Source organism: Stenotrophomonas sp. ATs4 (genome assembly GCF_051861585.1).
Taxonomy (GTDB): domain Bacteria; phylum Pseudomonadota; class Gammaproteobacteria; order Xanthomonadales; family Xanthomonadaceae; genus Stenotrophomonas; species Stenotrophomonas maltophilia_AS.
This window is the reverse complement of the sequence record NZ_JBLYPK010000007.1, coordinates 212699-232714: the sequence shown is the minus strand read 5'-3', so window position 1 is coordinate 232714 and position 20016 is coordinate 212699. Positions and strand designations below refer to the sequence as shown.

The following is a 20016-nucleotide window of genomic DNA, read 5'->3' as shown; positions in this document are numbered from 1 at the left end:
CCTTGGTTCATGATTGCGAAGCGGTTCACTCCCGCTTTGCTATCCCTCGTTCCGGTTTCCCCCTATTGAGCGCTCCATGAAAAAGATGCCTCGCTGGCTTGCCGTGTTTGCGGCCCTGTTGCTGCCCTTTGCTGCCGTCGCGCAGCAGAAGGGGCTGGATATCGACATCATCGGTGGTAATGCCTCCGCGCTGCCGATCACCGTTGTGCCGATGCCTTACCAAGGGTCTTCGGCCGCACCGCAGACCGACGTCGCTGGCGTGGTCCGCGCCGACCTCGAACGTTCCGGCCAGTTCCGCACGCTGCCGGAAGCGCAGATCGTTGAAAAGCCGGTGCGCGGTGGTGACATCCAGTTCGCCACCTGGCGCGCGCTGAAGCAGAACTACATCGTGGTCGGCCGCGTGCTCGACGCCGGTGCCGGCGCCTACCGCGTCGAATACGAACTGTTCGACGTGCCCAAGGGCGAACGCCTGCTGGGCCTGGCGATGACCGCCCGTGGCAACGCCATGCGTGACGTCGCCCACCAGATGGCCGACGCCATCTACGAGAAGATCACCGGTGTCCGTGGCGCCTTCTGGACCCGCATCGCCTATGTGACCGCCAGCGGCAAGGGCGACGCCATGCGCTATGCGCTGATGGTGGCCGACTCCGATGGTTTCAATCCGCAGACCATCGTACGTTCGGCCGAGCCGCTGCTGTCGCCGTCGTGGAGCCCGGATGGCAGCAAGCTGGCCTACGTCAGCTTCGAGCGTGGCAATTCGGCGATCTACATCCAGAACATCGGCACCGGCGCGCGCGAACTGGTCACCAGCTTCCGCGGCATCAACAGCGCCCCGGCCTTCTCGCCGGACGGCCGCAAGCTGGCCCTGACGCTGTCGCGTTCGGGCAACCCGGAAATCTACGTGATGGACCTGGGCAGCAAGCAGCTGGCGCAGCTGACCAACCACTTCGCCATCGACACCGAGCCGACCTGGGCGCCGGACGGCAGCGCGGTGTACTTCACTTCCGACCGCGGCGGCCGTCCGCAGGTCTACAAGGTCGGTGCCGGCGGCGGCAGCGCCGAGCGCGTGACCTTCCAGGGCAACTACAACGCCAAGCCCTCGGTGTCCTACGATGGCAGGAAGATCGCCGTTGCCCAGGGCTCGGGCAACAGCTACAAGATCGCGATGATGGACAGCTCGCTGGGTTCGCCCCGCTGGAGCACGCTGTCCCCAGGTTCGCTGGATGAGTCTCCGAGCTTTGCGCCCAACGCAAGCATGGTGTTGTACGCCGCCCGCGAGGGTGGCCGTGGTGTGCTGTATGCCGTTTCGGCCGATGCGCGCGTGCGCCAGCGGTTGGTTCTGGCCGACGGAGATGTGCGCGAACCGGCATGGTCCCCATACCGTACCCAGCGCTAAAAGAGTGTTAATATTTTCGCTGTCTTGATCCCCTCATCGGCCTAGGAGCCACAAAGGTATCGCCATGAACAAGTCCACCCGCGTTCTGCTTGTTTCCCTGCTGTCTGTGGCCGTCCTGGCCGGTTGCTCGAAGAAAGTGAAGGAAGAGCCGGCAGCCCCGGTCGACACCGGCACCTCGACCACCACCCCGACCGCTCCGTCGACCTCCGGCCTGTACGGCCCGGGCGACCTGGACACCGACGCTTGCCTGCGCCAGCGCGTTGTCTACTTCGACCTGGACAAGGAAGACGTGAAGTCGGAATTCCAGGCCATCATGGCGTGCCACGCCAAGTACCTGCGTGATCGTCCGTCCTCGCGCATCACCCTGCAGGGCCACACCGACGAGCGCGGTTCGCGCGCGTACAACCAGGCCCTGGGTGAGCGTCGTGGCAACGGCGTCAACTCGGCCCTGCAGGCCAACGGTGGCTCGGCTTCGCAGCTGACCGTCGTGTCCTACGGTGAAGAGCGTCCGGTCTGCACCGAGTCGAACGAGTCCTGCTGGTCGCAGAACCGTCGCGTCGAAATCGTCTACACCGCGCAGTAATCCATGCGCATTGGCATCAAACTGATGCTGGTCGTTGCGGCAGCCCTCGTGGCTGCCGCACCGGCGCATGCACAGCGACAGAGTCTGGCCGACCGTGTCGGCGCGATCGAGCAGCAGATGTACAACAACAGTGCCAACCAGGACCTGTTGAACCAGATCAACCAGCTGCGGCAGCAGGTCACCAGCCTGCAGGCCTCGATCGAGCAGTTGCAGCACGACAACGCCCAGCTCAAGCAGTCCGCCCAGGACCAGTACCTGGATCTGGACAGCCGCCTGAACCGGTTGGAAGGGGGCAATGCCGCCCCGGCCCTGCCGCCCGTTCCGGCGAGCGCGCCGAAGGCCGCTCCGGCCCCGGCAAAACCCGCAGCGGCGGCCCCTTCCGAGCGGCCGCCTTCGGTCCATGGTGATGCCGGCAGCCTTGCCGCCACCGGCGACGAGCGCACCACCTACAACGTCGCCTTCGATTCGCTGAAGGCCGGCAAGTACGATGACTCGGCGCAGCTGTTCCTGAGCTTCCTGCAGCTGTACCCGAACGGCGTTTACGCGCCGAACGCGCTGTACTGGCTGGGCGAGAGCTACTACGCCACCCGCAATTTCCCGATGGCCGAGACCCAGTTCCGTGAACTGCTTTCGCGCTATCCGACCCACGACAAGGCCGCTGGCGGCCTGCTCAAGGTCGGCCTCTCGCAGTATGGCGAGGGCAAGGTCGACCAGGCCCAGCAGACGCTGGAGACCGTCGTGGCGCAGTACCCCGGCTCGGACGCCGCGCGCACCGCGCAGGACCGTCTGCAGTCCATCCGCCTCGGCAAGCAGATCCGCTGATCCGCTGACCGGGCGTACAATGGGTGCCCTGTAGCGCCGAGCCCACGCTCGGCTGCTTTCGTTTCCGGATCGGCAAACCCGCCCGGATCCGCTAGCGCCGGGCCATGCCCGGCTGCTTGCATTGCCGGCTTGGGCCGCCCTCCCGGTTGCTTTTGTAGAGCCGAGCCATGCTCGGCTGCTTTCGTTACCGGCCACGGTAGCCCACCCGCCACGTGTCCCACCAAGAAGTACCCACCATGACCGCCGTTACCCCGTCCAGCGCCGCCGCTACGCCCAGCGAGATCGTGCAGTCGCCCCTGCCACGCCTGAAGATCACCGAGATCTTCACCTCGCTGCAGGGCGAAGCCGATACCGCCGGCTGGCCGACCGTGTTTGTGCGCCTGACCGGCTGCCCGCTGCGCTGCCAGTACTGCGACACCGCCTATGCCTTCCACGGCGGCACCTGGTGGGACATCGACGACATCGTGGCCGAGGTGCTGGCCCAGGGCGTGCGCCATGTCTGCGTGACCGGCGGCGAGCCGCTGGCGCAGAAGCGCTGCCTGGTGCTGCTGCAGAAGCTGTGCGATGCCGGCATGGACGTCTCGCTGGAAACCTCCGGCGCGCTGGACGTCAGCGCCGTGGACCCGCGCGTGTCGCGCGTGGTCGACATCAAGACGCCGGGTTCGGCCGAGGTCGCGCGCAACCGCCTGGAGAACCTGCCGCTGCTGACCGCCCGCGACCAGATCAAGTTCGTCATCTGCAGCCGCGAGGACTACGACTGGGCCAAGGGCATGCTGGACGAACACGATCTGGTGAAGCGCTGCACAGTGTTCTTCTCGCCCAGCAAGGGCGAGATTACCGCGCGGCAACTGGCTGACTGGATCGTCGAGGACCGGCTGCCGGTGCGCTTCCAGATGCAGTTGCATAAAATCCTGTGGAACGACGAGCCGGGTCGATGAGCCCGCGCAACGTTCCCTGATGTAGCTCCGGCGCGGGACAGCGTGCTGGCTTTCCCCTCCAACCGGACGTTTTTCCCATGAAGAAGGCAGTCGTGCTTCTCTCCGGCGGCATGGATTCAGCCGCCGTCATCGCCATGGCCCAGGAACAGGGCTTTGCCGTGCATGCCCTGAGCGTGCGCTATGGCCAGCGCCATACCTCCGAACTGGATGCCGCCGCCCGCGTGGCCAAGGCCCAGGGTGTGATCGCGCACAAGACCGTGGACGTGGACCTGCGCAGCATCGGTGGTTCGGCACTGACCGATGACATCGACGTGCCCGAGGCCGGTGGCGCCGGCATCCCTGTCACCTACGTGCCGGCGCGTAACACCATCATGTTGTCGCTGGCGTTGGGCTGGGCCGAAGTGCTTGGCGCCAACGACATCTTCTGCGGCGTCAATGCCGTGGACTACTCCGGCTACCCGGACTGCCGGCCTGAGTTCGTGGCCGCGTTCCAGGCGCTGGCCAACCTGGCCACCAAGTCGGGCGTCGAAGGCGCGGGCATCAAGGTGCACGCGCCGCTGCAGTTCCTCAGCAAGGGCCAGATCGTCAGCGAAGGCGTGCGCCTGGGAGTGGACTTCGGCCTGACCGTGTCCTGCTACAACGCCGACGCCAACGGCGCCGCCTGCGGCCACTGCGACGCCTGCCGCCTGCGCGCGCAGGGCTTCACCGAAGCCGGCGTGCCGGACCCGACGCTGTACGCCTGACCGCTTCTGGTAGTGCCGGCCGCTGGCCGGCATTCCCGTGGGTGCCAACCTTGGTTGGCACTGTCCGCCAGACACGGCCCGGCGCTACCGGGGAGGTCTGACGCTGGTGGGTGCGAACCGTTGGTTCGCACTCCCTGACCCGCCAGGCATGGCCCGGTGCTACCGCTGCCGCAACCACCCCGATGCTTCAATAAACGCCCGCACCGCCTTCGGATCGGCATAGTCCAACTCGATCATCCGCGCGATGCCGGCCCTCTCATCGGTCTGCTGGCGCATGTACTCCTGCGCGATGCGGTAGCCGGCGTAGTAGCCCAGGTCACTCACCCCGAACGGATTGCGCGCGCTGTTGTACAGCCAGTTGTCCAGGTCGTCGCCATCCATCTCGGCAATGAAGCGCGTGCGGATTTCCGCTTCGTGCGCGGGCCCGTAGGTGTACAGCGGCAGCGCCGGCCGACGCCCGCTCAGCCGTTCGGCCACGTATTCGGCCACGCCTTCGCGCACCGCGTACTGAGCCAGGCTGCCGGAGGTCTCGCGCTGCTGGGTGTGCACGTACTCGTGCAGGTTGTTCTGCGCGTTGTTCGCACCCGGACGGCTGTCGTAGAAGATCCGCAGGCGGCTGCGCATCGGCTCCGGCAACTCGCTCACGTCCACGCGCTCATCGCCCAGCGCCATCTCGGCTCCGATCAGCACCTTGTCACCCAGCGTGGTGCCGCCGGTGCGCAGCACGCCGACCGCATAGGTGATCGTTGCCGGGCGCAAAGCCGGGTAGAGCGCCCGGAAGTCGGAAAGATCCCGCTCCAGCGTTGCGCTGGCCTGCTGCGCGTTGGTGGTCAATGGCCGAACCGATGCCCAGAAGCGTGGCCACGCCCGCATGGCCTCGGCGTATTCGCGGGCGGTGTAGCTGCGGACCTGCATCAGCGCATGCAGGCCGGGGCTGCCCGGATCGATGTAGCGCTGCTGCACGAGTGCTGCCTGGCGTTCGACGTCAGGCTCGGCGCGCACCGCGTCATAGGTGGCCCAGAAGCGGCCGATATCGTCGGTGACAACCTTGGACGGGGCGGCCAGTGCCGCGCAGGGCAGCAGCAGGGCGGCAAGCAGGCTGAAGGGCAGGCGCATCCGGAGTTCCGCAGTGGGATCACAGCTGGGATGCAGTAGTCGTCTGAAAGGTTTAGGCCGACAGCCCAGATCGGGGTAGTGCCGGCCGCTTGCCGGCAACCTCGGCACACCAGGGTTTCACGCGACCTGCCAAAGTAGGGTAGAATGCCCACCCCGCCGAAAGGCTGGGGCAGTGCAATGGGCCGTTAGCTCAGTCGGTAGAGCAGAAGACTTTTAATCTTTTGGTCGAAGGTTCGAATCCTTCACGGCCCACCATTGCACTCAATGACTTACGTCATTCCAAAGGCACCGGCATCCGGTGCCTTTTGCGTTTGGTGCCTACTTGGTGCCTACATTCCAAATGGTGCCTACGCCGGTGCCTGGGCAGGCCATTCGTTGCGCACCCACTGCTGCACTTCCGAGTTCCGCCAGCGGACGCTGCGGCCGGCCCTCTTGGCCGGCTTCGGGAACGTTCCCCGATTCATCATTCGGTAGATGCTGGTCTTAGAGAAGCCGCATGCCTTCCGCACCTTCGTGAGCGGGATCAGCACGTCGTCGGCTTGGGTGATGCTGTCGTTGTGTGCGGTGGTGTTCATGGGTACCTCTGGTTTGCCATGCTGCGGTCTGTCATGTGCGTAGTGTCACTTCCGGGTGTCTCCGGGAACGAGATGGGACGGCTGTTGAACCGAGGCACTGAGCGCGGCCGCGGCCATCATCAGGCAGTCCCGAAGTTGTGCAGGGAGCTGCTCGTTCTTTAGGTCGAATGAGGCATCTGCCATCAGTTCCAGCTTGGCCGCGAGAACCGTCCAGTTCACTGCAGGATCTGCGGTCGGCGCTGCAGGGCGATCGATCAAAGCAACGGCATAGCCCTGCCAGGCCTTCCGCGCGATGCGGTGCTGAATGTCGTCCGCGAACGCAAACGTGAGCGTCTGCCTGCCTGCTTCGTCAGTGGCGCAGCTCGTACAGGCCATTTCCAGAGCTGCAGCTAGACGGGTTGCAGCGAACGCGGCTGCGCCCGGGCTCCGGCTGGCCGTGTTGTTGGTAGCGTCTTCCATATCAGGGTCCCTTCGTCTCTTGCTCTATTGCTCGGCGCAACGTGTTGATGCGGATGTACCAGTCCTTGCGCTGTGCGGGTCCGAGCCTCCTCACCAGCACCTCGAGCTGGTCGAGCACCGGTACAAACCACTGCGGGTTCAGTGCCTGACGGATCCGCGGTATAGGCTCGGGGGGCTTGGGTGGGTTGCAGTACGGGTCTGCCCAATCGAAGGGGTCGTTGCAGACGACACAGTGCGATCGATCTGCCGACCACGTGTGGTCGCGCCTTTCACCGGCGCTACGGGCCTCATGCAGCAGGGGTTGGGTGTAAAGCGCTCGCACCTGCTCGCGCGCTGCAAGGGCCCGGTACCACTGCCTCTCATCGATCTGGTACCAATAAGAGCCTCCCCACTGCTCGAGCCGTACGGCTCGCTGTTCGCCGAACAGGGTCATAAGCGTGGTTGCCCACGCGTTTACCTGAGAGGCCGGCACCGGATCGCCTGCACGTGCGGCAGCCCGCATTTCCCGCACGGCGCCACTCGCGGTGGCCGGCGGTGCTGTCGCGATTGGCGAGGCGTCGCCGCTCATGCACCGACCTCGAGCAGCATCTTGGGATCGATGTTCCATCCGGCCTCGCGTGCTGCGCGCAGGCGCAACTCGTTCGCATCAAAATCGTCCAGCTGCAGCGCGCTGATCGCGCCTTCGACCTGGTGCGGTTGCAGTGGCCGGGTAGCTCGACCGAATGCACGCCACACGCTGAAGACCTTGCAGCCCCACGCCGGGGCCAGACAGGCGAGCTGCTTCCCGTGTTCCCGGCAGTGGCGGCGGATCATGTCGCGTGCTGAGACGTGCGCGGGCGCGGGGCCGCGCAGTGCGGCGCGGATGCTGGCAGCGTTGCGGCCAGGGCTCATCGCAAGCCACCCTGTGCACGCAGGTCGCGCATAGCCTGTTCAGCGGTGAGCAGCTGGTCAGCCATGGGCCTGCTCCAACGAGAATCCGAACAGATCAGCAGCCACAGGCATCGTCGTGCTGGGGCACACATGGCTGGTCTCGGCTGCCATCTTCAGCTCCAGAGCCTCGACCATCGGTGCGTGCAGGTTGAACACCGTGCGGCACACGTTGCAGAACACCGTGACGGTCCGCTCCCTGTTGCACACGCCCCAGGTGACGCGGCTCATTTGCCCACCGCCTGGCTGCCGAACGCAGCAAATGCAGCCTTGCAGGCCGGTTTGCCGCAACGCTGGCGGCCAGTGATCGTCTCGGCAGCAACCTCGGTCTCCTCAGTGTGGAACGGGATACCGCAAGCGGGACCACGGTCTGCCCCCCACTTGTTGCCGGGGCGGTCCACGATGGCGTGCCACTTGGGTGGGCGCGGGTTGTGCCCGTGACCACTTGGGCATGCGTAGAACGACGCATCGCGCAGTGCGGCCTTCATGACTGCACCGCCAGGCTGTCGATCAGGTCGATCTGCGCAGCGATCAGCGCGCCAGCACGCACCAGGTCGCGGCGAGCATCAACAGGCTTCCACCATTCCCGAGCCCAGGGCCACACAGCGGGCGGACCATGCCACGCGATGTGATCGCGGGTGCCGGTTTCCAGATCCATGGCAGCCAGCTGGACGTATGCGGTTGCAGCCTTGGCCAGCTCGCCACGCCGATACTGCTGGTCCTTCTCGCGGGTGAAGCCCTCAGCCTGTAGCTGACGCTGACGCTCGTCGGCAATCGCCGCGACGCCCGTGCCCAGGTCCACGGCCTGCGCGGGCGGGGTGGCGCACACTGAAATCAGCGCCTTCATGGCGGGACTGCTGTCCAGTTCACCCGACAGGCAGGCCCGCTTTTCGCTGCCCCACTCGCATTGCTCCGCGAGCGCAAGGCGTGCTTTCCGCAGTGCCGATTCGGAGTCAATCTCCACCGGCTGGCGGGCGGCGAGGGCGGCTGCCAGCGCATCGCGCGCCTCATGTACCCACCGGCTGCCGTCGTCATGGCCTGCCCACTTGGCAAGTGCAGCCGCTGCGGCATCGACCATGGCCGGGGTGATCGCATCCCCCTGACCACCCGGTGAGGGCTGGGCGGAGAGGGCGGCTTGCCATGCTTCCCAGCGCACCTGTTCTTCGTCTGGGCCGTAGTTATCCGCGTAGACGCCGTTGTGCATGTCGCGCGTCGGCGCGCCAGTCTGCCAGCTCGTCTTGAACTTCTCGCAGTGCCACGCCTCAAACCGCGCACGCTCGGCCTGATCTCCCAGCCTCAGCCTCCCACCGGGCTGCGCGTCCGCAAGGGTCGGGCGAGAACCGTCACCACGCCATTCGGCGACGACATCCCAGAATGCGCGCGCTGCATCCTCAAGCTCTGCCCCTTCGGCAATCACAACTCCGCCATTGGCCTTGATTCGGACCACTTCGGGCTGCCCGAACACCAGGTCGGGGGAGTGTTCGTTGAAGCGGAGGCCGCTGATCAGGCCGTACTTGTTCACGAGCAGCCGTATCGTGGTCTGTGGCAGTTCACTCTTGATGTCATTGCTCATGCCTGCATGTCCTTGCTGTTGGTGGGAACACGCGCGAGGCGCAGCGATTCCCATGTGAGAGGGTGAGGGCCGCGCTTGGCCCGGCTGGCGGCGGCACCGATCGAGATCCCGAGCTCGTCGGCGATCTGCTTGCTGGTAAGGCGCCTGCCTTCGACCACGTGCGCGTACAGTTGCGCGCGGGCCAGGCCGGCACGCGACCGGTTCCTGTGGTGGTGGGGATAGAAAGCCGTATCCATCAGGCCGCAGCCCCCAGCGGCACGGCGACGGGATCAAGGTTGGCTTCGGCCAGGGCGCGCAGTGGCGGGGGACTGACGCTGTTGCCGACCATGCGCACAGCGGCGCTGGTGGTGAGCGGGGTGCCGTTGGCTGTCCGATCGATGATGTAGTCCGGCGGGAAGCCCTGCGCGCGGTACAGCTCGTGCGGTTTGAGCATGCGCAGGCCGATATCCACGATCACGTAGGGAGTGCCCTGGATGTGGACGGTCACCAGTGCCAGGCGATCCTTGGTGGTCACCGTGTCCACGGGGTCGTGCAGATCGACAGCGATGCCGCTGCCGTAGTACTTCACCAGGAAGGCGGCGACTCGCAGAGCGCCGGCCTCCTGTTCGGGCGACAGGCGATAGATCTCCGGTTCGCTGCTGTCGAAGCACGAGCGGCAGAGATCTCCGCACCCAGGTGCTGGAGCGCAGGTCCCGCACCCCGCGCACCGTCGCGCTGCCATCTCGAGGCTTACCAGGCGTTGCTGGCTGCTGCTGGCGGTGAGGGTGCTGACCGGGTCGCGCGTATCGTTGCCGGCGCCCTGGTAAAAGCCACCATTTGCCTGTTCGAGGAAGGCCGTAGCGATTGCATGCCCGCCGCAACCGCTGGCAGTCACCGTCCCAACCGGATCTCGCGCGTCCTTGCTGCCGGTGCCCCAGCGCTTTGGCCCATCCGGCCGACCTTCACCGTGCGCGGCCTGCACCATGAAAGCGGTTGAGACGCCAAGGGCATGGGCGGCGCCTGCCGGGCGGACGGCACCAGCACCAGCGGTTATTGTCGGCACCGGCTCGGTGGCCGGCGTACCGACGCTGTCGCCCCGGAATTTGACCAGGTGCGGCGCCACCAGCGCGGTATCCGCCTTGGCCGTCATCGTGTAGAGCGGCTGGTCGCCGGGGCGCGGCTCAGATTGACCTGCGCGGCCGCCGACTCCGGCCAAGATTGGCGAGACAACGGAGAAGTGGCCACCCTTCACCCCGGCGCAGACAGTGCGCAACGGCTCGTCGGCGCGCATGGAGCCAAGCGCGTGGCTGCTGTTCGCATGCTCGGCGATGAATGGCGCCAGCTCAGGTTCTGCCAGCATCAGCTCACCGCGATTGGCGGCGGTGATGGTACGCATGGGGTCGCGCACGTCGTGAACGCGGTCGCCTCCCTGGTGCGTCACCGGCACGATGAATGGATCAGCCGAGTTGATGACGTGGCGCATGACGCCCTTGGCGATGCGGCGCATGGTGGCATCGGCCAGCGCTTTGCCGCGGGTGAAGATGGACGGGCAGGGGATGGAGAAGTCCAGGCAGTCGGCGGCAGTGACGCGCGGGGTCAGGCCGGGCGCGGGGCCGTGGCTGGCCTCCGGCCACACGATGGCCTCGCCGTCGCGGCGCGCGAGCAGGAACAGGCGTTCGCGGCTGGTGCCGGCACCGTAGTCGCTGGCCACCAGTTTGCGCCACTCAACCACGTAGCCGAGCGCTCGCAGCGCAGCTACGAACTGCTGCCAGGTGCGGCCGCTGTAACGCTTGTCCGGAACCAGCGCCTGGCGCTCCACGGGCACTCGCTCGCCCTTATCCGCAACTCGGTTGACCATCACCGGCTTGCCTCTGCGGAACAGGGGCTGCCCCGTTTCTGCGTGGAGGGCCTGCACCAGGTCCAGTGTGACAACCAGGCCAGTGGCCTTGCAGCGCTTCGCCACCAGCGGACCCCAGGTGAGGATCTGCCAGACGTTTTCCATGGAGATGATGCGCGGCGCCATGTTGGTGCCGTGCAGGCGATCAGCACGCAGCAGCTGGCCAACCCACTTCAACACCACCCACGACAGTGCGCGGGTCTTCCGGCTCCGCGGCTGGCCGCCCTTGGCCTGGCTGAAATGGGTGCAGTCCGGGGAGGCATGGAACCAGCCGATGGGGCGGCCGGCCACGTCCACGCGCGGGTCGGCGTGCCAGATATCCTCGCGGTGGTGCTGGGTAAGCGGGTGGTTGGCGGCGTGCATGCCGATCGCCAGCTCGTCGTGGTTGTAGGCCAGGGCGGGATCGACGCCAAGGGCCTGCTTGAGCCCTTCCGATGCGCCTCCACCGCCGGCGAACAGATCCACAACGATCTCGCCGGCGCGCAGTCGGGAGCGCTGCGGCATGGGGAAGTTGAAAGCGCGGGAGCCGTCAGCCATTGCGCACCGCCGTGTCTGTGGTGATCGCCTTGATGGACGCGACGCCCACGATGCGAATGCCGCGCTTGTTCAGTGCGGATCGCAGCTCGCCGAGCGCGCTTTCGGCTGCTTGCCGATACACCTGGTCGAGATTGCAGCCCTCGCCCCACGAACCGGCGTGGACCTCCACGGTGACCTGCACCAGGGCGGATGTGGACGTGCGGATGACTGGCTTAGCCATTGCCCACCGCCTTGCCGTCGATCAGGGCGCGGAACTCGGCGATCACCTCAGTGGCGATGCGCTCCACGTATGTGCGCTCATGCTTCTTCACGTGCTCATGCCGGCCACTGAGCATGTTGCCGGCCACGTAGTCGGCATCGCACGCGGCAACGAACTGCATCACCGTGCGGTCGCCCATAGCGCCCCAGAACCCGCACCATGCCTGCCCGTAGCAGGTCACCACGATGCGGCCACGCCCCAGCTCGTAGTCCTGCACGAATACGTTGATCGGATCGAGCCCATTGCGACGTGGGATCTCGACCAGGCGGATACCGTGCGGCATCTGCCCTGGGCCCACAAGCTGCGCGGGCGCGGCGGCATTGCCTGGCAGCGGCGTGTCGAAGTGCAGGGCGTTCTTGGCTTCCTGCTTCGCCCTGATCCGCGCTATCACATCCGCCTGGTTGATGCGGTCCAGTTCGGCCTGGCCATCGGCCTGCATGCTTAGGCCGGCCACGCTGCAGTAGGCGGCCAGCGTGACCATGACGCCGCCGACTTCCTGCGCTGGCTCACCGACCGGGCGGCCGAACACGTAGTTGACCAGGGTGGGCACGCGCGCGCTGTCGTAGCCGTGGGCCTGCAGCAGCTCCAGCACTTCTTCCAGCAGGCGATCGCCGCGCTCGGTCATGTTGCTGTAGAGCGAAGGCAGGAAGCACTTGTCCATCCACTCGGACACACCGGCCTGGAAGGATTGTCCCAGGTCCACGGCCTGCGCGGTCGGGGCGGCGTAGAGCTTGGTCCCGATGGGCAAGTTCGGCTTGATGATGTCGCTTGTGCCGTCGCCGCTGAACGTCTCTCGGGAAACTTCGGCCACCGGCTCCCCCACCGGCTCCCCCACCGGCTGGCGGGCGGCGAGGGCATTGATTGCCGCGCGCACGGTCGCGGTATGGATCGGGTTGGAGTCTCCGTAGTACAAGTAGTTCTCAACGCCTATCAGAGCAGCCAGCAGATCGTTGTCGTCCCACTGACTACACGGGAAGCGTTGGCAGGATTGGGCGGCATCGAGCACACGGCGCAGGGCTTCTGCGAGCTGGGTGTTTCGGTAGAAGCCCGGATGATCGAGTTTGCCTCGCTCGATGTTGTCCGCGATGACGCCGACAAGGCGGGCATCGTCGGGGAGCATCGCCGACAGCGCATCCTGACCACCCGGGGAGGGATGGGCGGAGAGGGCGGAAATAGCCGCGTCCAGTGCGGCGGTACGCGATGGGCTGCCGGCATCAGTGAACCGGCTGCGCATCTCCTGCAGCACCAGAACATTCGCATTGCGTTGCAACTCGTAGGCGGTCATGGGGTGGCCTCCGGCGTTGTGTCCGGCAGCAGGTGGACCTCAGTGATTCCCATCGCCACCAGTTCGCGGACCGTCTTGTCGCTCATTGCCACGGCCGACTCGCTGAGGGAGCGCGCGCTGTCGGCGAGGTCCATGTACACCTTGCGCAGGTGAGCTGCGGTAGAGCCAGGAATCGTCGCCAGCACCGGGCCGTTCCGGCGCCGGGCTTCGGCCTGGCACTGACTCAGAAGATCAGCCAGCAGTGGTGCGCGCGCTGCAGCGGCTTCGCCATTCAGGGCAATGTCCAGCTGGTGCACCAGGTATCCCTGCGCGTCTTGCTCAAGCGAGAGCATCGCGTCCTGGCTGATCAGCGGCGCTGCAGCGGCCAGGCCGGCGCGGATGGCATCGGCGTAGCCCTTCTGGGTGCCATGGGTGGCATAAGCGGCGCGGAACGCTTCGATTGCGCTGTCCGGAACCGGTACGCATGCAGGTGCGAGGTTGGTGCTGTGCTGAGGTTGTTTCATCGGGAGGTCTCAGGCTGCGGTGGTGGCCGGCGTTGCGGCCATGGCTGCCAAGCGCTCAAGGCGTTCGGCTTCGGCGATGTAGAAGTCGTGGCGGTCCTGTCGGACCTTTGCGGAGAAGAACGGGTCAGTCAGCGCGTGCTCGGCGGCGGCGCGGTTGGCCTTGGCCAGACGCGCCGGGTCGTGGTCGAAGATGTCGAGCTGGTTGCGGTGGTCCATGGAAGCCGGCGGCAGATCATCAGCGGAGGCGGACACGTGGCCAGAGAGCCGGCATCTGCCGCTGCCACGCGGCGAAGCCGATCCGGATACCGTTCTTCAGTGAGCGCTGCATGACCTGGCCGAACTGGACGCGTAGGTCATGCCAGCGGCAGGGATGTGCTGCAGCTGCGGCTGCATAGCGGGTCAGACGCTGCTGGGGCGTTGCGGCGGCTGTCGAGACGATCACCGCATCCAGCCCGCCGCCAATGTGATGTAGGCCTGCCATCAGCGCACCAGCCTGTGCAGGCTCGGGGCGACGCGTTGGCGCTGCTCTTCTGCCTCCCGCTGCCGCTGAGCGCTGGCTTGGTGCGCGCAGTAGATGCGGTAGGGATGGCGGCGGGGACGCTTTGCGCGCTCCAGCGCCGCACGCTGGTCTGGAGTCAGTTCCGGCGCTGGTAGCTTGATGGCTGGAGCCCTCATGCGCGCACCACCTGGCGATTGGTGCCTTCGATGGAAGCGATGAACGCCTGCAGCTTCTTCTGGCTCGCGGCCGGCAGTGAAATGTAGGTGCGGCCTGCAACAACACAGGGGTCGCCGTCGTCCTCGGTGAAGGTCGGCGCGGCATCCGTTGCCGCGAACATCACCATGGCCTTCTTGCCTTGAGTTCGTCGCCAGCCAGAGATGTGCCAGCCACCCTCGTCCTTCATGGCGCGCAGGCGCATGCCGTAGCCTGGCACTTCGATGATGGCGAAGCCTGGGACTGGATGGGCGCTCATGCAGCACCGCCCTTTGCAATCGTGTAGCCGCGGCCGCGAGTAGCCAGTACCCGATATCCGTGGGGCGCAATCTTGCTGCGCACCCGGCAGATGGCTACCTCGATGGTGTTCGACTTGCGGCCCGATTCGCCGTAGATCTGTTGCTCGATCTGCAGGCGGCTGATGGGTGTGTCGCCGGCAGCCAGGATCAGCTGAAGGACCTTTGCTTCGGTCGGGCTCATCGGGAGACGCTGGGATCCGATCATCGCAGCTCGCGGCTCGATGTGGATTTCGGTGATCACGGCGCCACCTCGACAAACGCCAGATCGCTCATCACGCATTGCGCCCGGACTAGCACGGGGGAAGTGCTCGGCTCGTTGCCGTCTGCGGTCGACAGGGGGACAACCGCATTGGCCCGGACGCATGCCTCGAGGGATACCTGGTAGGAGCCGGACTGCACTGCATCTACGGCATCGAGGGCCAGCTGCCAGCGCGCGGGCTGGAATCCTGCAGTGAGGGCAGCGCCCACGCCGCTGGCGCAGTCCGGCACGCGCTGTGCGTCGTTGAACGCGTTGAGAGTGGCGTTGGCGATGGTGGCGCGAAGGCCCCAATCGTCAGCGTTGGCCAGCTCGTACACCGCCAGCGCGGCGCAGATTCGAGGGCTGGTGATGACCAGGTCATCTGGGTTGTCGGCATTGGCTTCAGAAGCCGGGGCTTCCGAGGGCGAGGCCCAGGCGACCACGGCCAGGAGGGCGAAGCAGGCGATCGCGGCCAAGCCAACGCGGGCGGTGCGCTTGGTGCTGAGGGTCAGGGGCATTGCGTTTCTCTCCATGTTCGGCAGAAGCCGGCTGTGCATCTATAGAAGCACGCTAATACGGAGAATGCAAGCACGCTTATTCAGCGTGCTTCTACGCTATCCCTTCACGGAGCAGGGAGATGACATGGACCTGGGTAAAGCGTTGGCTCTTGTTGCGGGCTGTGTTGTCTGCAACGCATACGCCGAGCAGCCACCGAAATTGATGGTCAAGCCTCAGTCGATCGAGCTGAGCAAGCGTCCCACACAGTCTCAGTCACGGGAGGCGGACGCCGAGACGTTTGAGTTCATGGGCATTGGGATTGGGGCACCGCTCGTGCCGGAGTGCCCTCGTGAGCGACTGCCCTACGCTGGTTCCGTCTACGACCTTAGCGGGCGCAAGTCAGCCTGCTGGGCTGCCAACGGTATGAGAGCCGGCAGCCCCACCGATACTAGAAACAACGAGTCGTTGATACTGTTGCCATTGGATAGCAAACGCCCTATTGGCACAGGCTCAGTAACGGCAACGGTGGTTGACGGAAAAGTCGAAGGACTGACCATTTCCACCGACGGCTTCGCTCACGCTCAGGAGATTTTCGAGCAGTTGAAACAGAAGCTCGGTAAGCCAAGCCTTCAAGATACGGTTCAAGTTGTATCCGGTGTGGGGGCCAACTTCTCCAGCCCACGAGCGGTGTGGGAATTGCCAGGCGTGTACATCCGCTTCAATGGCATCGTCGGTGCTGTGAACACGGGGTTGATCATCGTGAGCACCGATGAAGAGAGGAAACGGGAAGAGGCGCGCAAGCTTCAGCGCGCAAAGTCCTTCTAACCTCAGACTTCCTGCGCGCTGCGCAACAGCGCCAAGCCGAGAATCTTGCCGCCCACGTGGAGCTGATCGGCCTCGTGGGGCGGGACTACCTCGCTGAGGTACTTTCGGTTGGTGCTGATGACATGCAGGCCATCCCGCAGGAGCTGCAGGCGCTTCACGTAGGTCAGTCCGTGCAGGTTGATCAGGTACAGGCCATCGCCGTCGAAGTAGTCCTTGGCAACGTCCACGAATACGACGTCGCCATTCTTGATGTCGGGATACATTGAATCCCCGCGCACGGTCACCAAGCGCACGCGATCACCTTCGGGCACGAAGCCCAACTGCTGGCGAACCTGCCACTCTGCGATGTCGAGCTCCCGGACCACGTCCGGGTAATCCTGATTCATTGCGCCAAAGCCCCCTGAAGCTTCGCCTTCCATTACTCGAAGGCGAACATAACCAGCGGGTGTCTCACTGGTTGATATCGCCGATCCCTGAGACTCATCCCAGCGCTCGGGCAACTCGCCAGTGATCAGCCACTCGACCCGGAAAGGCTTGTAGACACGGGCCAGCTTCACCGCCGTTTCGCCGCTCAGCGACTTCGTCTTGCCGTCCTCGAGTTGGTAGAGGGCGGAGGCAGTGATGCCGGCACGACGCGCGGCATCTGCAGGTTCGTTGATGCCGCACTCAGTGCGAGCGCGCTTCAGGCGGTTAGCGAGGGCAGTGGTCATGTTAGCGAGCTTATTAGTCCGTTAAGTAAGCGTGCTTGCATGCGGTATGAAAGCGTGCTTATATAGGGCAATGAATATGCCTCGGATCACCAAGGAAGAAGCCATTGCCGCCTACGACGGCAATGCCGCCGCGCTTGCACGTGCTCTCGGCATCACGCCGTCGGCGGTCTATCAGTGGCCGGATGGCCAGATCGATGACCTCTGGGCACTGAAGTTGCGCTTCGTGCTGATGCCAGAGCACTTCCAGGCGCTCCAGCGGCAACCCGAGAACGACCCCGACGTCCACCGCATCGTGCCGGTTGAGGGGGCTTAGGCCATGGGCCATCCGAAAAACCGATCGATGGGGACCATGGAAGTGCTGCGCAGCAAGTTGGAGATGCTGCGCAGCGAGCAACTCGCGCTAGAAGCGGAGAGGGCTACCTGTCCCCTGGCGCGAGTGCGTCTTCTGGCAGCTTCCAGCCATGCATTTCTTCGCTCAAGGCAAATCGCTGGTCTTCCAGAGACATTGCCCGGATCTGCGCCGGTGTCCAATGGTGCTTCTGCATCAGGTAGTAGGCGACCGCATCGAGTCCTTCCAGGTCGTTCTGCCAGCCCTCGCGGCTCTTCAGCGTGTCCCCAAAGACCTCGAGCACGTAGTCCAAGCGCCCCCGCCAGTGGTGGGACTGATATCGGATCTCGTTCTTCTGGCTCAACTGAGCCGTAGGTTTCTTCTTTGCCATGTCGCCCTCCTTGCGGGCTGTGTTGTTCGCACATCCAGCGTAGCGCAAGGAGGGCGGCTCCAAGCCTTTGAATTCCGGTCGTCCTGTCCATGGCGACCACTTTGCATCGCCTCCCGAGGTGCGTAAATGAAGCCAGATCCTCAGTTCCATGAACCACGCTCCGCGGTGGTGTTCCGCCACACCACGGACGCCATCCGAAACAGCGCGCATACCGACTCCAGTCTGGCCCAGGCAATCGCCGATCAGTACATGGCTGATGTGGCGCCGGGTGAGCGCATCCTGCAGTTTCATGTGGGTGTAGACGCCGATAGCACCGAGAAGGCGCTGAAGGCCAACGGCCAGATCATCGCGCGTATCCGCAACGGCACGGTCAAGATGCCGGTCGACCTCGAGGAATCGTGGGTCCGCGCGCTGCCGCCGCAGTGGCGCGATGCCTGCGCACGCGAGCTGGCGAGGCGTTACGGCTTCCTCGGCGCCCGGATCCCGATGATGGAGCCCCATGCCGGTGTCTTGGCTGTGGCCCGCCTGTCGGTGGAATTCGGCCATACCCTCGAAGCGCTGACCAACATCCTGGCCGACGGCCTGATTTGCCCGAAGGACATTCCGGAGCTGCGCCGCGCCCTGGACGAGATCGGCCAACTGGAAGCGGAGTTGATCACCGCCAAGCGATACGTCACTGGGCATCTGCATGACCTGGCTCCGCGTGCGGTCGCAGGGGGCGCAGCATGAGCACGTCCGCGATGGTGAGCTGGGCCATTACGGTGGTCGGAGAGTTCGAAGCCGCCGGCCGCCGCATCCCTGATTCGGTGATTCCGCTACTGCCGATGGTCGACGTGGTGCTGTGGGCGAAAGAACAACCCTGGCCACTGCAGGTGGATGCACTGCGGAAGCGCTTCAGCCTTTCGCGTGCTACGGCCTACCGCTGGTCCAATGCTCTGCTCGACTTGCACGACCCTGCTGCGGCTCGACGGCGCGTGCCGAAAGCTCAGGTGTTGCGCGGATCGATGTACCGCGCGCTGCAGGACGCCTTGCGACACAGTGCCGCCGGTGGCGCCGTATGAGCCCCATCGCGAGCCTTGGAACCGTTTGTGGTCCCCAGCGCACCACAGGTTTCAGCGAGACGCCCCCGCGCGCGCCAGATCACCGCCGCAAGGCGGCCCTGGACGGTCAGTGCCAGACGAAGATCATCATGGACTTCGTCCTCTGGGCGAGCACCTGCTGCCCGTTCTTCCCCACGGTGCTGCAGGTGCAAGAGCGCTTCAATGTCAGCCGCGCCACGGCGTTCCGTTGGCGTCGCACGCTGGCAGATGCCTTGTGCCTGCCCGAAATGCCCCGCAATCCATGCCCTGGCTATCAACCTGAGCCGCTGCCTATGGCACCGCTGCTGCGCGGTGCGGGGGTAGGGGCGTGATCTACTTCGAGATGTTCCCCGGCGACTACCTCAAGGACACCACACGGCTGTGCCTTACGGACCACGGCGTCTACTTCAAGCTGATGCTGGCCTACTACTCGGAAGAGGAGGCACTGCCCGAGAGCCTGGCGGAGCTGTATGTCATTGCAGGTGCCATCAGTTCGGCCGACAAGGCAGCCGTCAAGAAGGTCGCCGAGCGCTACTTCCCTGTGGCCGAGGACGGGCTGCGGCATAGCAAACGTTGCGACGAGCAGATTGCCATCGCCCAGGGGCGCATCGCAGAAGGGCAGGGCCGCCGTGAGGAGAGGAAGAACAGCGAAGCGGAGCGGCAGGCACGCACGCGCGCGCGGCGCACGATGCTCTTCGAAGACCTCCGCAACGTAGGTGTCGTTCCGAGCGGCATGGCCACCATGGCGGAACTGAAGGCGTTGCACGTCACGCACGTCACAGGCGACGAAGGCGTGACATTGGACCAGTTGTCACGCGTGACGGGTCACGGTCAGTCACGCGTGACAGGGGGTGTGAACACAGGTGTGAACACGGGTAACCAGACCCCAGGCCCCACTTCTTCTACTCCAGAAACATCACAGCACGCTCAAGGATCTCTGAGCGGTGTGACCGATGCGGGGCGTGCATGCCTGCTGATGCGGAAGGCCGGTTGCCATTCGACCAACCCCAGCCATCCCGACCTTCTGGCGGCGCTGGCCGAGGGCGTGACCCCGGAGACGCTGGGGCACACGGTCGCTGAAGGGCTGGCGCGATCGCCACCGATTACGAACCCGTTCGCGTGGGCGATCAGGACCGCCCGCAACCGACACGCCGCCGGCGCAGCGCCGACGAACACCACCAATCCCGGAGGCCCCAATGCAAACCCTCAACTCGGTTCTGCCGGACACGTCGCAGAGCAGCGGCAACTCCACGAACAGCGCACGACAACTGGCAGCTTTGGCGGACCAGGCGGCGATGTCATCGACGGCGAATTCCAATGCGTCCAGCACTGACCCGGACCAGC

Annotated in this window: 30 protein-coding genes and 1 tRNA gene; 12 read left to right on the top strand and 19 right to left on the bottom strand. The window is 65.3% G+C overall.

The features are described from left to right. Positions 1-76 precede the first annotated feature (76 nt). The 5 genes from tolB to queC all read left to right on the top strand — a co-directional run bounded on the left by tolB (position 77) and on the right by queC (position 4482). Positions 77-1396, top strand: a complete 1320-nt coding sequence (gene tolB / locus ABR323_RS14460) for a Tol-Pal system beta propeller repeat protein TolB (RefSeq protein ID WP_439449817.1) — start codon at positions 77-79, stop codon at positions 1394-1396. 64 nt (positions 1397-1460) lie between these two features. Then, positions 1461-1979, top strand: a complete 519-nt coding sequence (gene pal, locus ABR323_RS14455; RefSeq protein WP_439449816.1) for a peptidoglycan-associated lipoprotein Pal — start codon at positions 1461-1463, stop codon at positions 1977-1979. A gap of 3 nt (positions 1980-1982) precedes the next feature. Beyond that, entirely contained in the window at positions 1983-2801 is an 819-nt protein-coding gene (ybgF, locus tag ABR323_RS14450) for a tol-pal system protein YbgF (RefSeq protein WP_135274846.1), read from the top strand. A gap of 236 nt (positions 2802-3037) precedes the next feature. After that, complete coding sequence (gene queE, locus ABR323_RS14445; protein WP_439449815.1) at positions 3038-3739, top strand: 7-carboxy-7-deazaguanine synthase QueE; 702 nt, start codon at positions 3038-3040, stop codon at positions 3737-3739. 77 nt (positions 3740-3816) lie between these two features. Further along, positions 3817-4482 carry a 7-cyano-7-deazaguanine synthase QueC gene (gene queC / locus ABR323_RS14440; protein ID WP_253078807.1) on the top strand — a complete coding sequence of 222 codons (666 nt, stop codon included), beginning with the start codon at positions 3817-3819 and terminating at the stop codon, positions 4480-4482. A gap of 159 nt (positions 4483-4641) precedes the next feature. Here the strand turns inward: queC and ABR323_RS14435 are convergent, their stop codons facing one another. Then, positions 4642-5598 carry a DUF2268 domain-containing putative Zn-dependent protease gene (locus ABR323_RS14435; protein ID WP_439449814.1) on the bottom strand — a complete coding sequence of 319 codons (957 nt, stop codon included), beginning with the start codon at positions 5596-5598 and terminating at the stop codon, positions 4642-4644. Between the two features lie 179 nt (positions 5599-5777). Here ABR323_RS14435 and ABR323_RS14430 point away from each other — a divergent pair. Further along, a tRNA-Lys gene (locus ABR323_RS14430) sits at positions 5778-5853 on the top strand. A 92-nt stretch (positions 5854-5945) separates the two neighbouring features. Here ABR323_RS14430 and ABR323_RS14425 read toward each other — a convergent pair. The 16 genes from ABR323_RS14425 to ABR323_RS14350 form a co-directional block, all read right to left on the bottom strand. Continuing rightward, on the bottom strand, positions 5946-6173 hold the full coding sequence (locus ABR323_RS14425) for a helix-turn-helix transcriptional regulator (RefSeq protein ID WP_439449813.1): 228 nt from the start codon (positions 6171-6173) through the stop codon (positions 5946-5948). Positions 6174-6218: 45 nt separating this feature from the next. Then, the gene (locus ABR323_RS14420) at positions 6219-6632 is read right to left on the bottom strand and encodes a hypothetical protein (RefSeq protein ID WP_439449812.1); all 414 of its coding nucleotides are present in this window, start codon (positions 6630-6632) and stop codon (positions 6219-6221) included. A 1-nt stretch (position 6633) separates the two neighbouring features. Beyond that, positions 6634-7200: a hypothetical protein gene (locus ABR323_RS14415; RefSeq protein WP_439449811.1), complete on the bottom strand. Its 567-nt coding sequence runs from the start codon at positions 7198-7200 to the stop codon at positions 6634-6636. Continuing rightward, positions 7197-7523, bottom strand: coding sequence for a hypothetical protein (locus ABR323_RS14410; RefSeq protein ID WP_439449810.1), 327 nt, complete (start codon positions 7521-7523; stop codon positions 7197-7199). The genes ABR323_RS14415 and ABR323_RS14410 overlap by 4 nt, the downstream gene beginning before the upstream one ends. A 57-nt stretch (positions 7524-7580) precedes the next feature. Next, entirely contained in the window at positions 7581-7790 is a 210-nt protein-coding gene (locus ABR323_RS14405; protein WP_439449809.1) for a hypothetical protein, read from the bottom strand. Next, positions 7787-8047 carry a hypothetical protein gene (locus ABR323_RS14400; protein WP_439449808.1) on the bottom strand — a complete coding sequence of 87 codons (261 nt, stop codon included), beginning with the start codon at positions 8045-8047 and terminating at the stop codon, positions 7787-7789. The genes ABR323_RS14405 and ABR323_RS14400 overlap by 4 nt, the downstream gene beginning before the upstream one ends. Continuing rightward, positions 8044-9132 (bottom strand): hypothetical protein, encoded by a 1089-nt coding sequence (locus ABR323_RS14395; protein ID WP_439449807.1) that lies wholly within the window; start codon positions 9130-9132, stop codon positions 8044-8046. The genes ABR323_RS14400 and ABR323_RS14395 overlap by 4 nt, the downstream gene beginning before the upstream one ends. Next, a complete protein-coding gene (locus ABR323_RS14390) occupies positions 9129-9368 on the bottom strand; it encodes a hypothetical protein (RefSeq protein ID WP_439449806.1) in 240 nt (79 codons plus the stop codon). The genes ABR323_RS14395 and ABR323_RS14390 overlap by 4 nt, the downstream gene beginning before the upstream one ends. Then, complete coding sequence (locus ABR323_RS14385) at positions 9368-11545, bottom strand: DNA cytosine methyltransferase (RefSeq protein ID WP_439449805.1); 2178 nt, start codon at positions 11543-11545, stop codon at positions 9368-9370. Before ABR323_RS14385 ends, ABR323_RS14390 begins: the two co-directional genes overlap by 1 nt. Next, a complete protein-coding gene (locus ABR323_RS14380) occupies positions 11538-11765 on the bottom strand; it encodes a hypothetical protein (RefSeq protein ID WP_407619489.1) in 228 nt (75 codons plus the stop codon). The genes ABR323_RS14385 and ABR323_RS14380 overlap by 8 nt, the downstream gene beginning before the upstream one ends. Then, positions 11758-13089, bottom strand: a complete 1332-nt coding sequence (locus ABR323_RS14375; RefSeq protein ID WP_439449804.1) for a hypothetical protein — start codon at positions 13087-13089, stop codon at positions 11758-11760. Before ABR323_RS14375 ends, ABR323_RS14380 begins: the two co-directional genes overlap by 8 nt. Further along, the gene (locus ABR323_RS14370; protein WP_439449803.1) at positions 13086-13592 is read right to left on the bottom strand and encodes a hypothetical protein; all 507 of its coding nucleotides are present in this window, start codon (positions 13590-13592) and stop codon (positions 13086-13088) included. The genes ABR323_RS14375 and ABR323_RS14370 overlap by 4 nt, the downstream gene beginning before the upstream one ends. A 9-nt stretch (positions 13593-13601) precedes the next feature. Continuing rightward, entirely contained in the window at positions 13602-13844 is a 243-nt protein-coding gene (locus ABR323_RS14365; RefSeq protein ID WP_439449802.1) for a hypothetical protein, read from the bottom strand. A 419-nt stretch (positions 13845-14263) separates the two neighbouring features. Next, positions 14264-14509: a hypothetical protein gene (locus ABR323_RS14360; protein ID WP_439449801.1), complete on the bottom strand. Its 246-nt coding sequence runs from the start codon at positions 14507-14509 to the stop codon at positions 14264-14266. Positions 14510-14559: 50 nt separating this feature from the next. Then, complete coding sequence (locus ABR323_RS14355; RefSeq protein WP_439449800.1) at positions 14560-14844, bottom strand: winged helix-turn-helix domain-containing protein; 285 nt, start codon at positions 14842-14844, stop codon at positions 14560-14562. Beyond that, positions 14841-15359: a hypothetical protein gene (locus tag ABR323_RS14350; RefSeq protein ID WP_439449799.1), complete on the bottom strand. Its 519-nt coding sequence runs from the start codon at positions 15357-15359 to the stop codon at positions 14841-14843. The genes ABR323_RS14355 and ABR323_RS14350 overlap by 4 nt, the downstream gene beginning before the upstream one ends. A gap of 124 nt (positions 15360-15483) precedes the next feature. Between ABR323_RS14350 and ABR323_RS14345 the strand changes: the two genes are divergently transcribed. Continuing rightward, the gene (locus ABR323_RS14345; RefSeq protein WP_439449798.1) at positions 15484-16164 is read left to right on the top strand and encodes a hypothetical protein; all 681 of its coding nucleotides are present in this window, start codon (positions 15484-15486) and stop codon (positions 16162-16164) included. 2 nt (positions 16165-16166) lie between these two features. Here ABR323_RS14345 and ABR323_RS14340 read toward each other — a convergent pair whose 3' ends face one another. After that, entirely contained in the window at positions 16167-16874 is a 708-nt protein-coding gene (locus ABR323_RS14340) for an XRE family transcriptional regulator (RefSeq protein ID WP_439449797.1), read from the bottom strand. A 76-nt stretch (positions 16875-16950) separates the two neighbouring features. Between ABR323_RS14340 and ABR323_RS14335 the strand changes: the two genes are divergently transcribed. Further along, positions 16951-17187: a Cro/CI family transcriptional regulator gene (locus ABR323_RS14335; RefSeq protein ID WP_439449796.1), complete on the top strand. Its 237-nt coding sequence runs from the start codon at positions 16951-16953 to the stop codon at positions 17185-17187. 103 nt (positions 17188-17290) lie between these two features. Here ABR323_RS14335 and ABR323_RS14330 read toward each other — a convergent pair whose 3' ends face one another. Further along, complete coding sequence (locus tag ABR323_RS14330; protein WP_439449795.1) at positions 17291-17593, bottom strand: hypothetical protein; 303 nt, start codon at positions 17591-17593, stop codon at positions 17291-17293. Positions 17594-17719: 126 nt separating this feature from the next. Between ABR323_RS14330 and ABR323_RS14325 the strand changes: the two genes are divergently transcribed. Genes ABR323_RS14325 through ABR323_RS14310 form a run of 4 tightly spaced genes read left to right on the top strand, consistent with a single transcriptional unit; the run spans position 17720 to position 20005 of the window. Next, positions 17720-18322, top strand: a complete 603-nt coding sequence (locus ABR323_RS14325; protein ID WP_439449794.1) for a hypothetical protein — start codon at positions 17720-17722, stop codon at positions 18320-18322. Next, positions 18319-18654 (top strand): hypothetical protein, encoded by a 336-nt coding sequence (locus ABR323_RS14320; protein ID WP_439449793.1) that lies wholly within the window; start codon positions 18319-18321, stop codon positions 18652-18654. The genes ABR323_RS14325 and ABR323_RS14320 overlap by 4 nt, the downstream gene beginning before the upstream one ends. Beyond that, on the top strand, positions 18651-19004 hold the full coding sequence (locus ABR323_RS14315; RefSeq protein WP_439449792.1) for a hypothetical protein: 354 nt from the start codon (positions 18651-18653) through the stop codon (positions 19002-19004). Before ABR323_RS14320 ends, ABR323_RS14315 begins: the two co-directional genes overlap by 4 nt. After that, complete coding sequence (locus ABR323_RS14310; RefSeq protein ID WP_439449791.1) at positions 19001-20005, top strand: YdaU family protein; 1005 nt, start codon at positions 19001-19003, stop codon at positions 20003-20005. Before ABR323_RS14315 ends, ABR323_RS14310 begins: the two co-directional genes overlap by 4 nt. Positions 20006-20016: the final 11 nt, after the last annotated feature.

What these genes read in the sequence shown, in the direction of transcription:
- tolB (WP_439449817.1), top strand. Translation starts at nt 77, where the DNA reads ATGAAAAAGATGCCTCGCTGGCTTGCCGTGTTTGCGGCCCTGTTGCTG.
- pal (WP_439449816.1), top strand. Translation starts at nt 1,461, where the DNA reads ATGAACAAGTCCACCCGCGTTCTGCTTGTTTCCCTGCTGTCTGTGGCC.
- ybgF (WP_135274846.1), top strand. Translation starts at nt 1,983, where the DNA reads ATGCGCATTGGCATCAAACTGATGCTGGTCGTTGCGGCAGCCCTCGTG.
- queE (WP_439449815.1), top strand. Translation starts at nt 3,038, where the DNA reads ATGACCGCCGTTACCCCGTCCAGCGCCGCCGCTACGCCCAGCGAGATC.
- queC (WP_253078807.1), top strand. Translation starts at nt 3,817, where the DNA reads ATGAAGAAGGCAGTCGTGCTTCTCTCCGGCGGCATGGATTCAGCCGCC.
- ABR323_RS14435 (WP_439449814.1), bottom strand. Translation starts at nt 5,598, where the DNA reads ATGCGCCTGCCCTTCAGCCTGCTTGCCGCCCTGCTGCTGCCCTGCGCG.
- ABR323_RS14425 (WP_439449813.1), bottom strand. Translation starts at nt 6,173, where the DNA reads ATGAACACCACCGCACACAACGACAGCATCACCCAAGCCGACGACGTG.
- ABR323_RS14420 (WP_439449812.1), bottom strand. Translation starts at nt 6,632, where the DNA reads ATGGAAGACGCTACCAACAACACGGCCAGCCGGAGCCCGGGCGCAGCC.
- ABR323_RS14415 (WP_439449811.1), bottom strand. Translation starts at nt 7,200, where the DNA reads ATGAGCGGCGACGCCTCGCCAATCGCGACAGCACCGCCGGCCACCGCG.
- ABR323_RS14410 (WP_439449810.1), bottom strand. Translation starts at nt 7,523, where the DNA reads ATGAGCCCTGGCCGCAACGCTGCCAGCATCCGCGCCGCACTGCGCGGC.
- ABR323_RS14405 (WP_439449809.1), bottom strand. Translation starts at nt 7,790, where the DNA reads ATGAGCCGCGTCACCTGGGGCGTGTGCAACAGGGAGCGGACCGTCACG.
- ABR323_RS14400 (WP_439449808.1), bottom strand. Translation starts at nt 8,047, where the DNA reads ATGAAGGCCGCACTGCGCGATGCGTCGTTCTACGCATGCCCAAGTGGT.
- ABR323_RS14395 (WP_439449807.1), bottom strand. Translation starts at nt 9,132, where the DNA reads ATGAGCAATGACATCAAGAGTGAACTGCCACAGACCACGATACGGCTG.
- ABR323_RS14390 (WP_439449806.1), bottom strand. Translation starts at nt 9,368, where the DNA reads ATGGATACGGCTTTCTATCCCCACCACCACAGGAACCGGTCGCGTGCC.
- ABR323_RS14385 (WP_439449805.1), bottom strand. Translation starts at nt 11,545, where the DNA reads ATGGCTGACGGCTCCCGCGCTTTCAACTTCCCCATGCCGCAGCGCTCC.
- ABR323_RS14380 (WP_407619489.1), bottom strand. Translation starts at nt 11,765, where the DNA reads ATGGCTAAGCCAGTCATCCGCACGTCCACATCCGCCCTGGTGCAGGTC.
- ABR323_RS14375 (WP_439449804.1), bottom strand. Translation starts at nt 13,089, where the DNA reads ATGACCGCCTACGAGTTGCAACGCAATGCGAATGTTCTGGTGCTGCAG.
- ABR323_RS14370 (WP_439449803.1), bottom strand. Translation starts at nt 13,592, where the DNA reads ATGAAACAACCTCAGCACAGCACCAACCTCGCACCTGCATGCGTACCG.
- ABR323_RS14360 (WP_439449801.1), bottom strand. Translation starts at nt 14,509, where the DNA reads ATGCGCCTGCGCGCCATGAAGGACGAGGGTGGCTGGCACATCTCTGGC.
- ABR323_RS14350 (WP_439449799.1), bottom strand. Translation starts at nt 15,359, where the DNA reads ATGCCCCTGACCCTCAGCACCAAGCGCACCGCCCGCGTTGGCTTGGCC.
- ABR323_RS14345 (WP_439449798.1), top strand. Translation starts at nt 15,484, where the DNA reads ATGGACCTGGGTAAAGCGTTGGCTCTTGTTGCGGGCTGTGTTGTCTGC.
- ABR323_RS14340 (WP_439449797.1), bottom strand. Translation starts at nt 16,874, where the DNA reads ATGACCACTGCCCTCGCTAACCGCCTGAAGCGCGCTCGCACTGAGTGC.
- ABR323_RS14335 (WP_439449796.1), top strand. Translation starts at nt 16,951, where the DNA reads ATGCCTCGGATCACCAAGGAAGAAGCCATTGCCGCCTACGACGGCAAT.
- ABR323_RS14330 (WP_439449795.1), bottom strand. Translation starts at nt 17,593, where the DNA reads ATGGCAAAGAAGAAACCTACGGCTCAGTTGAGCCAGAAGAACGAGATC.
- ABR323_RS14325 (WP_439449794.1), top strand. Translation starts at nt 17,720, where the DNA reads ATGAAGCCAGATCCTCAGTTCCATGAACCACGCTCCGCGGTGGTGTTC.
- ABR323_RS14320 (WP_439449793.1), top strand. Translation starts at nt 18,319, where the DNA reads ATGAGCACGTCCGCGATGGTGAGCTGGGCCATTACGGTGGTCGGAGAG.
- ABR323_RS14315 (WP_439449792.1), top strand. Translation starts at nt 18,651, where the DNA reads ATGAGCCCCATCGCGAGCCTTGGAACCGTTTGTGGTCCCCAGCGCACC.